Source organism: Gaiella occulta, assembly GCF_003351045.1.
GTDB classification, from domain to species: domain Bacteria; phylum Actinomycetota; class Thermoleophilia; order Gaiellales; family Gaiellaceae; genus Gaiella; species Gaiella occulta.
The window spans coordinates 510,075-524,659 of the sequence record NZ_QQZY01000002.1 but is presented as its reverse complement, the minus strand read 5'-3'; the positions used below and the strand labels follow the sequence as shown (position 1 = coordinate 524,659).

Sequence of the window (14,585 nt, the reverse complement as noted above, 5' to 3'; positions counted from 1 at the left end):
TGGTCGCTGGCTTCTGAATCGCCGGCCATCAGAAGACCTCTCTCCCGGCGAGTGTAGCGGCCTCGATCGTGATCAGCCCGAGTCCGAGCAGGAGCAGGCGGAAGGCCCATCGGATCTGGTCGACCTCGAGGTCGTTCGTTCTCCGCTCACGCGCGACCGCGACGATCACGCCCTGCGCGGCCTCGCCACGGACGTCCTCGGGTGGCTCTTGCCATGTCGTCGGCGCGCACCGGCGGCTGGGCAGGTTCGGGCTGGTCGAGGAGCGGCCGGCTGGTCATCCGGAGAGGGTCGGCTCGTGAGTCGTCTACCAGCCTGCGGGCTTGCGGATCTCGCCCCTGGCGTCGCGGAGGACGTCGGGGAACTGGCTGGCTGCGAGCGGTCCTTTGCGAATCGACCTCTTGAACGTCGCGACCTTCGAAAGCTCGACCGAGAACTTCGGATGCGGGTTCAGCAGCCCGACCGGGAGCCGCAACTCTTTCGTCACGATCTGGATCGGAAGCACGAGATCAGAGTCGTTGGACATCACGGCAGCGACCTCAAAGTCACCGCGAAAAGCGTCAGCGAGCAACAGCGAGGCGAGGTTGACGTCGGACCCCTTCTCCTCGGTCTTGATCACCTCGGCCGTGCGCTGCCAGCCCTGCGGGGTCGCGAGCGGCATCCGCACACGGCTCGAGAGAAACGAGCCGTAGTGGACGGATACGGTTGGAAGCGTCTCGAGCGCCCGGATGAACGTCTGCTGGCGCTGGCTCTTCGTCCGGTCGTCAGGCGAGTCCTGAACGAGAGCCGTGAAGTAGCGGACCCGATGGATCTCGTTTCTCGGCAGGAGCAGCTCGCAGAGCCGCTCCAGGTTCAGCCATTTGTACGGCGTCTTGCGGATCGAGCCGTAGTAGAGGTTGAAGCCGTCGACGTAGACGTTCGTTTGCATCTTAGAGAACAGTACCAGTGCGGTCGGCGCGTAGCTACCCGGAAAATGCTGAGGCCGCCTTGCGGCGGCCTCGCGCCCTGCCACCGAAGCGACAGGGGGGATCTACGCTCGGACGGTAGCACATCCTCGGGACGTGCACGCGTCCGTACGATCGGAATTATCGGCAGGCTCTCCTCTGTGCCTGAGCGGCCGCTGGAGCACGCGGCTTGATGGTCACCGCCTTCTTGGGCGGTCGCGGTCTTTCCGAGGGCGGGACGAGGTCGGGGCTGAGGGTTGCCGCGAGCCGCAGAGCTCGTTGGTCCTTGTCGTAGGTCGCTGTCAGGTCGAAGGCGGCGAAGAGCTCGCTCAGCTCGTCGGGTGGCGCCTGTCGCATGGCGGCGCGGAGGCCGGGCACAGAGTCGAGCAGCGCCTCGATCTCCTGCGCGGTCGGCGCGGTGGGCCGGGCGGCTTGCAGTTGGGCGACTCGCTCATCGGCGGCGCCGCGGCGGGCGCTGAGTTCTTCGATGCGCTGCGTGGCGAGCGCGACGACGGGGTGGCAGGGGTCGTCGTGTTCTACGAGGCGGAGCGCTTGACCCGAGAGCTCGACCTGACCTGGCGCGGTGCTCACGGGCGTGCGCGCCGGCTGTCGCGCTGCAGGTAGTGGGCTCCGGGGCCCAGGGTGGACGCTTCGTCGTCGGGGTTGAGGAGCGAGCAGCGGTCGATCGAGAGGCAGCCGCAGCCGATGCAGGTGGTGAGTCGGTTGCGGAGCGATTGGAGCGTGGCGATGCGGTGGTCGATGTCGATGCGCCAGGCGCGGGCGAGGCGTTCCCAATCGCGGCGGTTTGGCGTGCGTTGCGACGGCAGTGTTTCGAGTGCTGCCCGGATCTGCTCGAGCGGGATGCCGGCGGCGCGGCCCGCCTGGACGAGAGCGACTCGGCGCAGGGTGGCGCGGTCGTAGCGGCGCTGGTTGCCGCTCGTGCGATGGGCGCCGATCAGTCCCTGCGCCTCGTAAAAGCGGAGCGCGGAGGGAGCGACGCCGCTGCGGGAGGAGACTTCGCCGATGGTCAGCTCGTTGATCACTTGACTTCAACATTACTTGAGGTTCTAGCCTTCGAGGAGCGATGAACGCGCGCTGCTTCCTCATCTACGCGCTCGCCCCGGGGGGGACGACGGCGCGGGACGCGAACGACCGGCTGAACGACTACGTCGCCGATCGGCGGCGAGGGCTCGCAGTCTGGCACGACCACTTCGTCGGCGTGCATGGCGGCACGGTCGTGCTCGACGTTCGCTCGGACGAAGAGCAGGCACTGCTCGACGATCCCGGTCCGCTCATCGGCTGGCAGGTCTCGGTTCACCCGTTGACGTTCTCGCTCTCTGCCGTCGGGTTCGCGGCGCAGACGTCGTTCACGCTCGAGCGTTACCGCGGCGTCAGCCTGGACGAGCTGACCGCGGCCGAGCCTGCCGATCCCCGCTTCTGGTGGCAAAGGAGGACCGCATGACCACTCTGTGCGCCGAGAACCCATAGTTAGGCAGAGGACATGAGTTCCGAGGTCCGCGCGAGGTAGGTGCGCGTGGAGTGCGCGATCCCGGACGGGCACGTCGGATTCCTTCGGCTTGGCACGTGAAGGATCCGCAAAGGCGTCCCGGCGCTGGTCGCAACGGTGCCAGAGGATCGGGCTACTCATCGAGCCTCCTCTTGACGTTGCATCTATGCCACGCTAGGATGTGGCGGCTATGCCACGCTGAACTGTGGGAAGGAGCGGCGGGTGCCGAAGCGATTGGACACGAGCTACCACAAGCGGATGCTGGCGTCCCGGATGGAGGATCCCGAGTTCCGGGCCGAATACAAGCGCGCCCGTCGAGAGATCGACCAGGTGGACTCCGTGGTCCGCCAGCTCGACGAGCTGCGCGAAGCCGCCGGGCTCTCGAAGGCCGAGCTCGCCCGCCGCATCGGCCGCGACCCGTCGAGCATCCGCCGGCTCTTCACGGCGCAGGCCAACCCGGAGCTGCTGCTGGTCGCGTCGATCGCGGAGGACCTCGACGCCGAGGTCCGCATCGTCCCGCGGTCGACCGGTCGGCGCCGCAAGGCCGCGGCGTAGAAGACACGCCCGGGTCGCGTCGTAGACTCGGGCCGCGGCCTGGGACGTCGTCTACTACGAGGCTGCCGACGGGAGCGTGCCGGCGATCGAGTTCCTCGACGGCTGCCCGGTCAAGGTTGCTGCGAACCTGCTCGCGGTCCTCGACGCCGTCGCCGAAGCGCCGCCGCCGCGGTACTCCGGCGGCGGCAAGTGGGAGGCGATGCACGGCCCGATGGGCGGCTACTACGAGGTGCGAGCTACCGGCCCGAAGCGGGAGCAGTTCCGGCTCTTCTGCCTTCTCGAGAACGCCGAGGGCGACGAGCTCGCCCGCCGCGGGTTCGACGGCCCGGTAATCGCGGTGATCACTGGCCTCCGCAAGCCGTGGCGAACGACTTTCGGGGAACGTGACAACCGCGCTGTTCGCTCGCTCGGCGACGAGCACCTGTCGAACTACCCGCGGCACGTCGCCAAGTAGCGATGCCGTGGCCGGATGCCGCGCCGCAGCCTATCGAGGCAGTTGTCCGCTCACAGTCGTCTCGTGTCGGCTCGTCTTCAGCGACTTCTCAGCCTCGATCCACCGCGCGGCGGCGCGTACCTCATTCGCGGAGCAGCCGTTCGACCATTGACCGAGTCGTGCCGGCTCGCCCCGCGGCGGCGGCCCGCAAGCGCTGCGGCGTGGTTAGCGCACGGTCGACGGCCTGCCGGACGGCCATCTCGATTTGCTCGTGCTGCGTCCCGGCCTCGAGTGCGTCGAGGATGGTTCGTTCCGGGGAGGTGGTCGGGAGACCGTGGACTCGGCGGACATCTCCGTCGGCGAGCGGTTCGCGCGGATAGTGGAAGTGCACGCCGACCGGCGCGGCCCGGTGGCGGTAGCGGCGGGGAAGGGTGAGGTGGATCTTGGACGGCACGGCGTCCGACAGCTCGTAGAGCTCGAGCGCGCTTTCGTGGGAGACGACGGCGATCTCACGGCCGGCGAGCACCCACGCGGCCGCGACGTGATCGAACGGGGACGAAGGGTAGAAGCGCAGCCGGTACAGTCCGCGGCCGGCGCGCTCGAGGCGTCCGCCTTCGCGAGCGTGGTGCCGGAGGGCGTTGCGGTGGAATCCGGCCTGCTCCGCCTGGGCGGTGGTCACGTATCCAGCCTGCGACTCGGCGACGCGGCCGAGAATCTCCCAGCGATCCTGGTCATCCATTTGCACAACTATACCGTGCAAAACCATGACCATCGGCTCTATCTCAGAGGCGGAGGCTCACCTGCGAGGACCGCTCGCCGCTCGCGGCGCATGTTATTCTTTACTCGTGGCGAAGCGAGTCAAGATCACGCGAAGGCGTGGTTTCACGCGGCTCTCGAGCAAGCGCCAGGTGACGATTCCGCTGCAGGCGCTCGAGGCGACGGGGCTCGGGCCGGGCGACGAGTTGAAGGTCGAGGTGGATCCGGCCGGCCGAATCGTGCTCAGCCCGGCGGCCCGGATGACCGATCGGAGGCAGGCGATCGAGCGCACCTCGGGCAGCCTTGCCGGTGTCTATGCGCCAGGAGGTCTCGAGCGGCTGCGGGACGGGTGGCGCTGATCGTCCTCGACGCGAGCGTCGTGATCGCCCACCTCGATCGCGACGACGCGCTCCATCTGTCGGCGACGAGCACGCTGCTGGAGTATGCAGGAGACGATCTGCGGCTACCGGCGTCGGCCTACGCCGAGTTGCTCGTCGATCCGGCCCGGAAGGGGAGGCTGGACGAGGCCCGGGATGCGATCGCGGCGCTCCGGCTTCAGATCGTCCCGGTCGACCGCCTGCTGGCGGAGCGGGCTGCAAGCTTGTGCGCTCGAGAGCGGGGACTGAGGCTGCCGGACGCGCTCGTCCTTGCCTGTGGCGAGCACCTCGCTGCCGATGCGATCGTGACCGCCGACCGTCGCTGGCGCCGCTTCGAGCGCGTCAGGCTGATCGGTTGACGGCGCGCGTTGCCGGCGACCACGATTCTTCCAGAGCTACGAGGGCAGATCCAGCACGGTCTCGATGTCGACGCCAGCCTCGACTTCCACGCGGCGGTCGTCGCTCGCCCCTCTCGATCCTGGGGCGGAGGCTGCGCGGTCGTGATCTGTGCGACAATGGCTGGGCGGGTAGACCTTGCGCGGACGCCGCCGAGGCTCTGAGCTCCTCCTCTCCGACTGCCACACCGGGCCTGAGTCGAGCCGTCCGTGCACGTGATGCCGCGCAAGCGGCAATCGGGAGGATGCGATGAAGGGTTCGCAGAAGCCGAAGAAGCTGGGCAAGAAGCCGGCGCAGAAGACGCTCAAGGAGCGGCGGGTCGAGAAGCGCGCCGCCGCGAAGCAGAGCCGGTCGCTCGACGTCTGAGTCGGAAACCACACGACCGCGGTGGAGGGGAGGGAGACGATGAAGAAGCTGAACGCACTGATCGCACGCCTGCGCGCGGCCCTGCGGCTGTAGACGACGGTGCGAGCCCGCGTGGAGCTCCCACGGGCGAGGAGCGCCCTGCCCCCACGGGTACGGCAAGCAACGGCAAACGCCAGGACAGGCGTGCGGGCGCGCCCCTTCGGGGATTGTCGCGATCCGGGATCCGCACCGGCGGATCCCGGATCTTGCAGCAGGGCTACGCGGCGAGCACGGCCGCCAGCAGATCGCCGAGTTGCGCCGTCGCGAGGCAGATCGACGTATCGGCGGCTCCGTAGTAGAGCCGGATCTGGTCGCCGGCTTCGTCGTGGACGAGGCCGCAGGGGAAGACGGTGTTCGGCACGTCTCCCTCGCGCTCGTACGGCGCGAGCGGCCCGAAGACCCACTGCGGGAGGCGGTGAAGGAGCCGGCTCGGCTCGTCGAGGTCGGTGAGTGCGAGCCCGATCCTGTAGATCCCGCCCGAGACGGTTGCCTTGACGCCATGGTAGATCACGAGCCAGCCGTGCTCGGTGCGCAGCGGCGGCGGGCCGATGCCGATGCGCACGGAGTCCCACCAGGCGCCGGAGCGCGGTTGCATGACCTGTTCGGGTGCGCTCCAGCTGACGAGATCGGGTGAGCGCGAGAGGAGGATCTCGCCGCGGGCGCCGCCGAACTCGGTCATCGGGCGATGGAAGAGGACCCACTTGCCATCGACCCTCTGCGGCAGCAGGGCGGCATTCTTGTCGTCCGGATGACAGACGATCCCGTGGCGCTCGACGGTCAGGAAGTCCTCGGTCGTCGCGAGGTAAACCGCCGGACCGGCGGGGCCGTAGGCGGTGCAGGTGATCACCCAGCGCCCGAGTTCGGGCGCGAAGACGACCCGCGGGTCCTCGAAGCCCCACTGCTCGCTGGCGATGCCGTCGGTCGGCGAGAGCAGCGGCAGCGGGTCGATCGCCCAGCCGTCGACGCCGTTCGGGGAGCGGGCGACGGTGAGGTGCGAGATCCCGGTCAGGTCCTCGGCGCGCGCGAGGATGACGGTCGTGCCGCCGAGTTGCGCCGCAGCCGGGTTGAAGACGGTATTGACGGGATAGGGCCACTCGTCCGCTGTCAGGATCGGGTTGGCGGGATGGCGATGGAAGAGCTCGCGGTCACTCATGCGCGCCCCTCGTCCGAGGAACGCGCATGGGCGCCGGCGTTGACAGAGGGGCGTCTCACGCCGTCGCCGCCGCGCGCGTGCGCTGGCGGAGGACGGCCGGCAGCCCGGCCGCGTCGAGCAGCAGCGCCGCCCGGTGGAGCGCGAGCGTCGACTCGGCCCCCTGGTTGTCGTTGGTCGCTTCCTCTCCCAGTCCGTCGCTGCAGCCGCCGGTTGCGAAGTCGTACAGCGGCAGGTGGAGGCGGTTGCGGCCGAGGAACCAATCGAAGGCTCGCTGTGCGCGCATCGCGTGCTCCGGATCGCCGGTGACGGAGAACGCCGCCAGCTCCGCCGAGACGAAGGCGGAGGCGTCGAGCGGCTGCTCGTCCCCGCCGCCGGGAGCCGGTTCGGTGCGACGGCGGCCGTGATGGCCGGTCAGCCGCAGCGTCCCCTCGGCGAGTCCCGACTCGTCGCCGAGCCAGCGAAGCGCATCCAGGCCCGTCTCCGTCAGATCGTCGCGGTCGAGCGCGGCGCCGCCGACGATCAGCGCGTGCGGGAGTCGCGCGTTGTCGTAGCCGAGCGCGTCCTCGAACCAGCGCCACTCCACGGAGGCGTGCGTCTCGTACGCCTCGGCGAGCTGGTCGACGACCCGCTCGAGCAGCAGCAGGGCCGCCGGCTGGAGCCGGTCGGGGTCGAGCCGGGCCAGTCCGAGCACGGCGTACGCGCCGGTGCGCAGCGACGTCTCCGGCCCGAGCGTGCCGACGATCGCATCGAGCAACCGGCGCGTGGGCCCGACCACGGCGGGCACCCATGCCGTCGAGAGGATCTCGCCCAGCGCCCAGACGGAGCGGCCGACGTGGTCGCCGACATGAGGGTCGTCGAGCCAGCGCCGGTCGTAGCCCATGAAGTTCCGCATCCCCGTCTGCGGGTCGGTCGCGTCCTGGAGGAAGGCGAGCGAGCGGTAGACGATGGACGTCCAGACCTGCTCGTCGCCGCGGCGGGCGAGCTCGAGCGCGACGACTGCGAGCCGCGCGACGTCGTCGACGCAGTAGCCGCTCTCGCGGCTCGGGATCACGCCGTTCGCATGCTGCACGATGCCCACGTCGTCGACGAGCGTGAGCAGGTGGTCCCTTCGCATGCTCACGAGCCGCGGGTCGAGGCGGGCGAGCGAGCGCCGGCGCGGCGCCAGCTGGACGGCCTCGCGCAGCACCGACGCGGTCGCCTCCGCGACCGACGGCCAGGCCAGTCGGGCGCCGATCCTCCGCGCCTCGGCGCGGGCCGCGGCGAGCCGCTCCGGCTCTTCGATGTAGCGGCAGACGGCGTCGGCGAGCGCCGCAGGGTCGGCGAACGGGACGATCTCGCCGGCCCCCGACGCGAGCATGTCCCGCGCGTACCAGTACGGCGTCGAGACGACTCCGCAACCGGCGGCGATGCCGAACGTGAGCGCTCCCGAGGTGATCTGCTCACGCCCCCTGTACGGCGTGACGAAGACGTCGGTCGCCGCGAGCAGGTCGGCGATCTCCTCGACCGTCAGAAAGCGGTCGTCGAACTCGACATGGTTCTCGAGCCCGAGGTCGAGCACCGCCTGCTCGAGCGTCAGCCGGTACCGCTCTCCCTCGCGGTGCGTCACGTCCGGATGCGTCCGTCCGGCGACCACGTACAGCACCTCCGGATGACGCTCGACGATCGACGGCAGCGCCTCGATCACCGTCTCGAGTCCCTTCCCGGCCGAGAGCAGCCCGAACGTCGAGAGCAGGAAGCGCTCCCCCGCGGCGTCGTATGTCCCCCGCGTCGACGCGCCGTCTGCGCCAGCGCGTTCGACGGCATACTCCGCGGCACGCCGGGCGAGCACCGTCGGCGCCCCGTGCGGAACGACTCGAATCTTCTCCGCCGCGCACGCATCGCTCTCGACGAGCAGACGCCGCGCGGTCTCGGTCATCACGATCACCCTCTCGGCCTGACGGCACAGCGCGGCGAGCACCTCGGCCTGATGAGCCGTCGGCTCCGACAGGACCGTGTGCAGCGTCACGACGAGCGGCTGCGAGAGCTCCTCCGCCAGCGAGACCACGTAGCGGCCGTCGACGCCTCCAAAGATCCCGTACTCGTGCTGGAGCAGGACGACGTCGACGTCCAGCCTTGCCAGGATCCGCGCCGCGCGGACGTAGTCGCCGCGGACCGCCTGGGCGATCGTCGCAACGAGCCCCGGTCGCTGCGGACGCGACGGCTCGTTGACGACCACGACCTTCTCGACGCGGTCGATTCCGTCCACGCCGAGGAGCGCCGCGCGCACGTCGGCCGCGAACGTCCCGATTCCGCAGGCGCGCGGTGGGTAGGTCGAGACGATCGCGGTGCGCACGGCCTGCCCGCGTCCCTTCCGTAGCGTGTCCGGCGCGACGGCGAAGCGTCAGCACAGCCGGTTCTCGCCCACCCTAGCCGACGATCGCTCGCTGCGGCGGACGAGCGCGAGCGTCGCCTGCTTGCGCGCGGCCTCCGCGCCGGTGACGAGCGTCGGCGCGCGCCTTCGCCTCGGCCGGGGCTGCGCGACGCCTCCGGGATGCGCTCAGCCGCGCGCGAGCGCGCGCTCGGCGTCGACGAGCCGGAGCAGCCCGACGAGCGTGCCGTCGAGCCTCGTCACGAGCGCGGTGGCGAGGCGCTGCTCGCGGAGCCGCCGCGCGATCGTCTCGAGCGGTGTGTCCGGACGGATCGTGCTCGGCCCCTCGCTCATCGCGTCCTCGACGGCGATGTCGTCGTCACGGTCGAGGGCGGCGCGCCCGAGGCGGCCGAGCACGACGCGCTGCTCGTTGACGACGACGCAGGTGTCCCAGCCGGCGGCGCGGACACGCTCGCGCACCGAGCGCAGCGGCTCGTCGAGGCGGCAGGTCGGGACGTCCGCGCGTGCGTGGGCGCCGGCGCGCGGAGCGTCCGCCTCGACGCCCTCGACCGGGAGACCGAGGGCGAGCCACGCCGCCTTGCCGGCGGCGAAGTCGTAGACGCGGGTGAAGCCGAGGCTCTCGAGCCGCCACGCGGCCCGCGGGCTCAGGTCTCACTGGTAGTCCCAGCAGTAGACGATCACCGGTCTGGCCGGGTCGAGCCGTCGAGCGCCGTCGGCGTTCAGCTCCTTGAGCGGCAGGCTGACGGCGCCCGGCAGGTGCATCTCGGCGTACTCGCCGGCGGGCAGCACCTCCACGAGCTGCGCGCCGCGGGCGCTGAGCTCCTGCAGCGCGCTGTGGTCGATGATCGCCGGCATCGCGTCTCCCTTCGGTCGCCTTTCACCGTTACGCTACTCTAGCCTGATAACAGAAGGAGTAAATATGACACAGCTCGCACCGTTCCGGCTCCCCGAGGCTCCGGTCGAGACGGACCTCGTGGCGAAGTACTTCCGCGCGCTCGGCGATCCGACGCGCCTGCGCATCCTCGAGCTGCTGCGCGCCGAGGGCGAGCTCCCGGTCGGAGCGCTCGTCGGTCGACTCGGCCTCTCGCAGCCCAACGTGTCGAACCACCTCGCCTGCCTGCGCTGGTGCGGGTTCGTCGACACCCGCCGCGAGCACCGCACCGTCCACTACCGCATCGCCGACGGGCGCGTCGACGAGCTGATCGCGCTCGCGCACGCGCTCCTCGCCGACAACGAGGAGCATGTCGCCGCCTGCTGCCGCGTCCCCGCGGCCGCTACCCGCTCATCGAAGGAAGTCTGATGCGATTCGACGACTGCTGCACGCCCGCGGAGGCAGCCGAGGCGGCCGGGAGCAGACGCGAGCCGGCGGCCGCCGACGGCCGCCCGCTGGTCGAGGTCCTCTCGTTCGACGGCTGTCCGAACAGGGACGGCGCCCTCGAGCTCGTCGAGCGCGTCGCCCGCGAGACCGGAGTCGACGCACGCATCGACGTGATCGACGTCACGGACGACGAGACGGCGCGCGCGCGGCGCTTCCTCGGATCGCCGACGATCCTCGTCGCCGGGCGCGACGTCGAGCCCGGCGCCGAGGAGCGCTCCGACTACGCCGTCTCCTGCCGCGTCTACCGCACCGGCGACGGTCTGCGCGGCCTGCCCGACGAGATCTGGCTGCGCGCCGCCCTCGCCGCCGCGGCGGCGCCGTGAGCGGGCGCCGGTCCGCGCCGCCCCCGTCCGCTTCCCGGCGCGCCGTCGCCTTCATCCGAACCGTGCCGTCCGCTTCCGCTAGGATCCGAACCGGTCAATCCGGTTAGAGGAGGCGAGCGTGCAGAACGGGTCGGTGGCGGCGGCAGGGCCGGAGCTCGAGGATCACGGCGTCAACCGCTGGCTCATCCTCGTGCTCGTGTGCGTGGCGCAGTTCATGGTGGTGCTCGACGCGACGATCGTGAACGTCGCGCTCCCGTCGATCCAGTCCGGGCTCGGCTTCTCCGCCACCGGCCTGCAGTGGGTGGTGAACTCCTACACGCTCTTCTTCGGAGGCTTCCTGCTCCTGGGCGGCCGCGCCTCCGACCTGTTCGGGCGGCAGCGCCTGTTCGTCGCCGGCGTCGCGCTCTTCACCGCCGCCTCGCTCGTCAACGGCATCGCCACCTCGTCGGGCATCCTCGTCGGCGGCCGGGCGCTGCAGGGCCTCGGCGCGGCGCTCGTCTCGCCCGCGGCGCTGTCGATCGTGACGACGACGTTCGCCGAGGGGAAGGAGCGCACGCAGGCGCTCGGCATCTGGAGCGCGATCGCGGCCGGCGGTGGGGCAGTGGGACTCCTGCTCGGCGGCATCCTCACCGACACGCTCTCGTGGCGCTGGGTGTTCTTCATCAACCTGCCGATCGGCCTCGCCGCGATCGTTCTCGCGCTGCGCTTCATCCGCAACACGAAGGCGGAGACGAAGCCCGAGACGGTCGATGTCGCCGGCGCCGTCGCCGTCACGGCCGGGCTGCTCGTGCTCGTGTTCGGCATCGTCAAGGCGCAGGAGTACGGCTGGACGTCCGCGAAGACGATCGGCCTCGCCGCGCTCGCCGCCGCCCTGCTCGGCTCCTTCGTCGCAATCGAGTCCCGCTCCAAGGCGCCGCTGATCCGGCTCGGCATCTTCCGCACGCGGTCGCTCAGCGCGTCCAACGCCTCGATGATGTTGGTCGCCGCCGGTCTCTTCGCGATGTTCTACTTCGCGTCCCTCTACGTGCAGCGCGTCCTCGGCTACAGCCCGCTCGAGGCCGGCGTCGCGTTCCTGCCCGTCACCGCGGGCATCGTCGTCGGCGCGGGCCTGTCGCAGCAGCTGATCCCGCGCCTCGGCGTGCGTGCCGTGCCGCTCGGCGGCATCGCCACGGCGGCGGCCGGCCTGTTCCTGCTCAGCCGCGTGCCCGTCGACGGCAGCTATCTCGCGAACCTGTTCCCCGGCCTGATGCTGATGTCGGTCGGGATGGGGCTGACGTTCGTCCCCGTCACCCTGCTCGCGACCACGAACGTCGCCGCGGCAGACGCCGGCCTCGCGTCCGGCCTCTTCAACACCTCCCAGCAGGTCGGGGGTGCGCTCGGGCTCGCGATCCTCTCGACGATCGCCGCCGGCACCACGTCGGGTGCGCTCGCCGGCCTCGGCGGCCCGCCGTCGCGGGCGCAGCAGTCCGCGGCGCTCGTCGACGGCTTCCAGAACGCCTTCCTCGCGGCCGGCCTGCTGATCCTCGCCGCCGGCGTGCTGCTCGCCGCGTCGATCCGCAAGGCGGACGTCGCCGCGATCGGCGCCGAGCAGCCCGCCGCCGCGATCGTGTGACGATGGCGACCGTTGCAGCGCACGCGCTCCGCGCCGACGCCCGCCGCAACCTCGAGCGCATTCTCGCCGCCGCGGGCGAGGTGTTCGCCGAGCAGGGCTTCGAGGCCAGCGTCGCCGACGTCGCGGCACGGGCCGGAGTCGGCACCGCCACGATCTTCCGGCGCTTCCCGACGAAGGACGACCTCGTCGCGGCGGTGGTCGAGGCGCGCGTCGGCGACCTCGTCGCCGCCGCGAGCCGGGCGGCGGCGAGCGACGACCCGGGCGCCGCCTTTCGCGCGTTCATGGAGACCGCCGTCGTCCGGCTCGCGGGCGACCGCGGCTTCTGCGAGGCGGCCGGCTCGCAGCTCTACGCGGTCCCCTGCCTGCACGGGCTCCATCTCGAGCTGATCGGCCACGTGCGCACGCTGGTGCGGCGTGCGCAGGAGAGCGGCGACCTCCGCCGCGACCTCGTCGCCGAGGACGTCCCCGTGCTCGTGCGGGCGATCGCCGAGGCGTCGGCGATCGCCGAGCGCGCCCGGCCGGGCGCCTGGCAGCGCTATCTCGACCTCGTGCTCGACGGCCTGCGCCCCGCCGCCGCGACCCGCCTGCGCCGCTCCGCGCCGTCGCCGCGCGACCTCGAGCGCGCCTTCGGCGCCCTCCCGCCTGCGGCGCCGTAGGCCGGCCCGCGGGCGGTCTCGGCGCGACGGTCAGTTCAGCGCCGGGTCGGGCGGCATCGTCGCGAGCACCGCGAACGCGCCGCCCTTGCGCCGGAGCACGGTGCTCCAGAGGCCGTCCGGATCGTCCGTGAGCACGTCCTCGGGCAGCGCGGGCTCGACGATCCACGACGACTCCGCGATCTCGTCCTCGAGCTGGCCGGAGCCCCAGCCCGCGTAGCCGGCGAACACGCGGGCGCGGTTGAGGTTGCCGACGTCGTCCACGTCGTCGATCTCGCCCGGCAGGAAGCCGATCGACCCGACCACGATCGCCGCCGCGTCACGCGCGTCGACGAAGTCGCCGAGCACGACGAGCGCCTGTGGCTGCACGGGTCCGCCGACGTGCACGACGTCGCCGTCGTCCACGAGCCCCGCCAGCGGCGGCACCGCGTCGGCGACGGTGACGGAGGAGGGCCGGTTGAGCACGAGGCCCATCGCGCCCTCGTCCCCGTGCTCGCCGACGAGCACGACGGTGCGCCGGAAGTTCGGGTCGAGCAGATCCGGTGCGGCGACCAGCAGATGCCCGCGCAGCGAGTCCACGCAGCCCATTGTGACGATCATCCGCGGGCGAGCGGCCGTGCAGCGGCGTGCACCTACAATCCCCGCATGACAACGAGCCGTGAGATCCGCCTCGCCGCGCGCCCCGTGGGCATGCCGCAGCCGTCCGACTTCGAGCTGGCGGAGGTCGAGCTGCCGGAGCCGAGGGACGGTGAGGTGCTGATCCGCAACGCCTTCGTCTCCGTCGACCCGTACATGCGCGGGCGCATGAACGACGCCAAGTCGTATGTGCCGCCGTTCGCGCTCGGCGAGCCGCTCACGGGCGGAGCGGTCGGGCAGGTCGTCGTCTCGCGCGACCCGCGCTGGCCCGAGGGGAGCTGGGTCGCGCACTCGCTCGGCTGGCGCGAGGCGGCCGTCTCGGACGGCTCGGGCCTGCTTCCCGTCGATCCGGCGCTCGCGCCCGTCTCGACGGCGCTCGGCGTGCTCGGCATGCCGGGCCTGACCGCGTACGTCGGCCTGCTCGACATCGGGCGGCCGCAGGAGGGGGAGACCGTGTTCGTGTCGGGCGCGGCCGGCGCGGTCGGCTCGGTCGTCGGCCAGATCGCGAAGCTGAAGGGCTGCCGCGTGATCGGCAGCGCGGGCTCGCCGCAGAAGGTCGCGTGGCTCGAGGATCTCGGCTTCGACGTCGCGTTCGACTATCGGGAGGCGGACACGCGTGAGATGCTGCGCGAGGGCATCGACGTCTACTTCGACAACGTCGGCGGCGCCACGCTCGAGGCGGCGATCGGCGCGCTGCGCGTGCGCGGCCGCGTGGTCGCGTGCGGGGCGATCTCGCAGTACAACGCCGGCGAGCCGGCCCCCGGCCCGCGGAACATGTTCATGCTCGTCACGAAGCGCCTGCGCATGCAGGGCTTCATCGTCTCGGACCACGACGACCGCTTCCCCGCCTTCCTCTCCGACATGGGCGAGTGGCTGCGCGACGGCAGGGTGCACTACCGCGAGACGATCGTCGAGGGGATCGAGAACGCCCCGGCGGCCTTCATCGGGCTGCTGCAGGGCGACAACGTGGGGAAGATGCTCGTGCGGGTAGGGCCGGCCGCGTGAGCTGGCTGTGCAGGCTGCTCGGGCACAAGGTGCCGAGGTCGCGCTGGTTCTTCCTCACCGAGCGCTTCCAGCGCTGCGAGCGCTGCG

At 71.3% G+C, this 14,585-nt stretch carries 20 protein-coding genes; 10 read left to right on the top strand and 10 right to left on the bottom strand.

What is annotated here, in order from left to right; genetic code table 11:
- Nucleotides 1-28: 28 nt before the first annotated feature.
- From Gocc_RS16060 to soxR, 4 genes are all read right to left on the bottom strand, one after another.
- A complete protein-coding gene (locus Gocc_RS16060; RefSeq protein WP_181813423.1) occupies nt 29-169 on the bottom strand; it encodes a hypothetical protein in 141 nt (46 codons plus the stop codon).
- Nucleotides 170-304: 135 nt separating this feature from the next.
- Nucleotides 305-1,009 carry an NYN domain-containing protein gene (locus tag Gocc_RS06260; RefSeq protein WP_220150478.1) on the bottom strand — a complete coding sequence of 235 codons (705 nt, stop codon included), beginning with the start codon at nt 1,007-1,009 and terminating at the stop codon, nt 305-307.
- Nucleotides 1,010-1,082: 73 nt separating this feature from the next.
- Complete coding sequence (locus tag Gocc_RS15640) at nt 1,083-1,532, bottom strand: hypothetical protein (RefSeq protein ID WP_147281199.1); 450 nt, start codon at nt 1,530-1,532, stop codon at nt 1,083-1,085.
- The gene (gene soxR, locus Gocc_RS06250) at nt 1,529-1,984 is read right to left on the bottom strand and encodes a redox-sensitive transcriptional activator SoxR (RefSeq protein WP_114795652.1); all 456 of its coding nucleotides are present in this window, start codon (nt 1,982-1,984) and stop codon (nt 1,529-1,531) included. Before soxR ends, Gocc_RS15640 begins: the two co-directional genes overlap by 4 nt.
- 41 nt (nt 1,985-2,025) lie before the next feature.
- On the opposite strand from soxR, the gene Gocc_RS06245 reads away from it, so the two are divergent.
- From Gocc_RS06245 to Gocc_RS06235, 3 genes are all read left to right on the top strand, one after another.
- Entirely contained in the window at nt 2,026-2,403 is a 378-nt protein-coding gene (locus Gocc_RS06245) for a hypothetical protein (protein WP_114795651.1), read from the top strand.
- A gap of 267 nt (nt 2,404-2,670) precedes the next feature.
- Complete coding sequence (locus tag Gocc_RS06240; protein ID WP_114795650.1) at nt 2,671-3,003, top strand: helix-turn-helix domain-containing protein; 333 nt, start codon at nt 2,671-2,673, stop codon at nt 3,001-3,003.
- Between the two features lie 76 nt (nt 3,004-3,079).
- Entirely contained in the window at nt 3,080-3,457 is a 378-nt protein-coding gene (locus Gocc_RS06235; RefSeq protein ID WP_114795649.1) for a hypothetical protein, read from the top strand.
- A gap of 121 nt (nt 3,458-3,578) precedes the next feature.
- Here the strand turns inward: Gocc_RS06235 and Gocc_RS06230 are convergent, their stop codons facing one another.
- Entirely contained in the window at nt 3,579-4,175 is a 597-nt protein-coding gene (locus tag Gocc_RS06230; RefSeq protein WP_181813422.1) for a type IV toxin-antitoxin system AbiEi family antitoxin domain-containing protein, read from the bottom strand.
- Nucleotides 4,176-4,281: 106 nt separating this feature from the next.
- Here Gocc_RS06230 and Gocc_RS16055 point away from each other — a divergent pair, with 106 nt between their 5' ends.
- Complete coding sequence (locus tag Gocc_RS16055) at nt 4,282-4,551, top strand: AbrB/MazE/SpoVT family DNA-binding domain-containing protein (protein WP_181813421.1); 270 nt, start codon at nt 4,282-4,284, stop codon at nt 4,549-4,551.
- Nucleotides 4,542-4,928, top strand: coding sequence for a type II toxin-antitoxin system VapC family toxin (locus tag Gocc_RS16050; protein WP_181813420.1), 387 nt, complete (start codon nt 4,542-4,544; stop codon nt 4,926-4,928). Before Gocc_RS16055 ends, Gocc_RS16050 begins: the two co-directional genes overlap by 10 nt.
- A gap of 659 nt (nt 4,929-5,587) precedes the next feature.
- Here Gocc_RS16050 and Gocc_RS06220 read toward each other — a convergent pair.
- From Gocc_RS06220 to Gocc_RS06205, 4 genes are all read right to left on the bottom strand, one after another.
- On the bottom strand, nt 5,588-6,523 hold the full coding sequence (locus Gocc_RS06220; RefSeq protein WP_114795646.1) for a glycoside hydrolase family 130 protein: 936 nt from the start codon (nt 6,521-6,523) through the stop codon (nt 5,588-5,590).
- A 55-nt stretch (nt 6,524-6,578) separates the two neighbouring features.
- Entirely contained in the window at nt 6,579-8,855 is a 2,277-nt protein-coding gene (locus Gocc_RS06215; RefSeq protein ID WP_114795645.1) for a glycosyltransferase, read from the bottom strand.
- A 204-nt stretch (nt 8,856-9,059) separates the two neighbouring features.
- On the bottom strand, nt 9,060-9,350 hold the full coding sequence (locus Gocc_RS06210) for a CBS domain-containing protein (protein ID WP_114795644.1): 291 nt from the start codon (nt 9,348-9,350) through the stop codon (nt 9,060-9,062).
- Between the two features lie 192 nt (nt 9,351-9,542).
- Nucleotides 9,543-9,746 carry a rhodanese-like domain-containing protein gene (locus Gocc_RS06205; protein WP_114795643.1) on the bottom strand — a complete coding sequence of 68 codons (204 nt, stop codon included), beginning with the start codon at nt 9,744-9,746 and terminating at the stop codon, nt 9,543-9,545.
- 64 nt (nt 9,747-9,810) lie between these two features.
- On the opposite strand from Gocc_RS06205, the gene Gocc_RS06200 reads away from it, so the two are divergent.
- From Gocc_RS06200 to Gocc_RS06185, 4 genes are all read left to right on the top strand, one after another.
- Nucleotides 9,811-10,191 carry an ArsR/SmtB family transcription factor gene (locus Gocc_RS06200; RefSeq protein ID WP_114795642.1) on the top strand — a complete coding sequence of 127 codons (381 nt, stop codon included), beginning with the start codon at nt 9,811-9,813 and terminating at the stop codon, nt 10,189-10,191.
- Nucleotides 10,191-10,592: a DF family (seleno)protein gene (locus Gocc_RS06195; protein WP_114795641.1), complete on the top strand. Its 402-nt coding sequence runs from the start codon at nt 10,191-10,193 to the stop codon at nt 10,590-10,592. The genes Gocc_RS06200 and Gocc_RS06195 overlap by 1 nt, the downstream gene beginning before the upstream one ends.
- Before the next feature lie 118 nt (nt 10,593-10,710).
- On the top strand, nt 10,711-12,204 hold the full coding sequence (locus Gocc_RS06190) for an MFS transporter (RefSeq protein WP_220150477.1): 1,494 nt from the start codon (nt 10,711-10,713) through the stop codon (nt 12,202-12,204).
- Nucleotides 12,205-12,206: 2 nt separating this feature from the next.
- The gene (locus tag Gocc_RS06185; RefSeq protein WP_114795640.1) at nt 12,207-12,860 is read left to right on the top strand and encodes a TetR/AcrR family transcriptional regulator; all 654 of its coding nucleotides are present in this window, start codon (nt 12,207-12,209) and stop codon (nt 12,858-12,860) included.
- A gap of 30 nt (nt 12,861-12,890) precedes the next feature.
- Here the strand turns inward: Gocc_RS06185 and Gocc_RS06180 are convergent, their stop codons facing one another.
- The gene (locus Gocc_RS06180; protein WP_114795639.1) at nt 12,891-13,445 is read right to left on the bottom strand and encodes a YqgE/AlgH family protein; all 555 of its coding nucleotides are present in this window, start codon (nt 13,443-13,445) and stop codon (nt 12,891-12,893) included.
- A gap of 57 nt (nt 13,446-13,502) precedes the next feature.
- Between Gocc_RS06180 and Gocc_RS06175 the strand changes: the two genes are divergently transcribed.
- The gene (locus Gocc_RS06175; RefSeq protein ID WP_114795638.1) at nt 13,503-14,498 is read left to right on the top strand and encodes an NADP-dependent oxidoreductase; all 996 of its coding nucleotides are present in this window, start codon (nt 13,503-13,505) and stop codon (nt 14,496-14,498) included.
- Nucleotides 14,499-14,585: the final 87 nt, after the last annotated feature.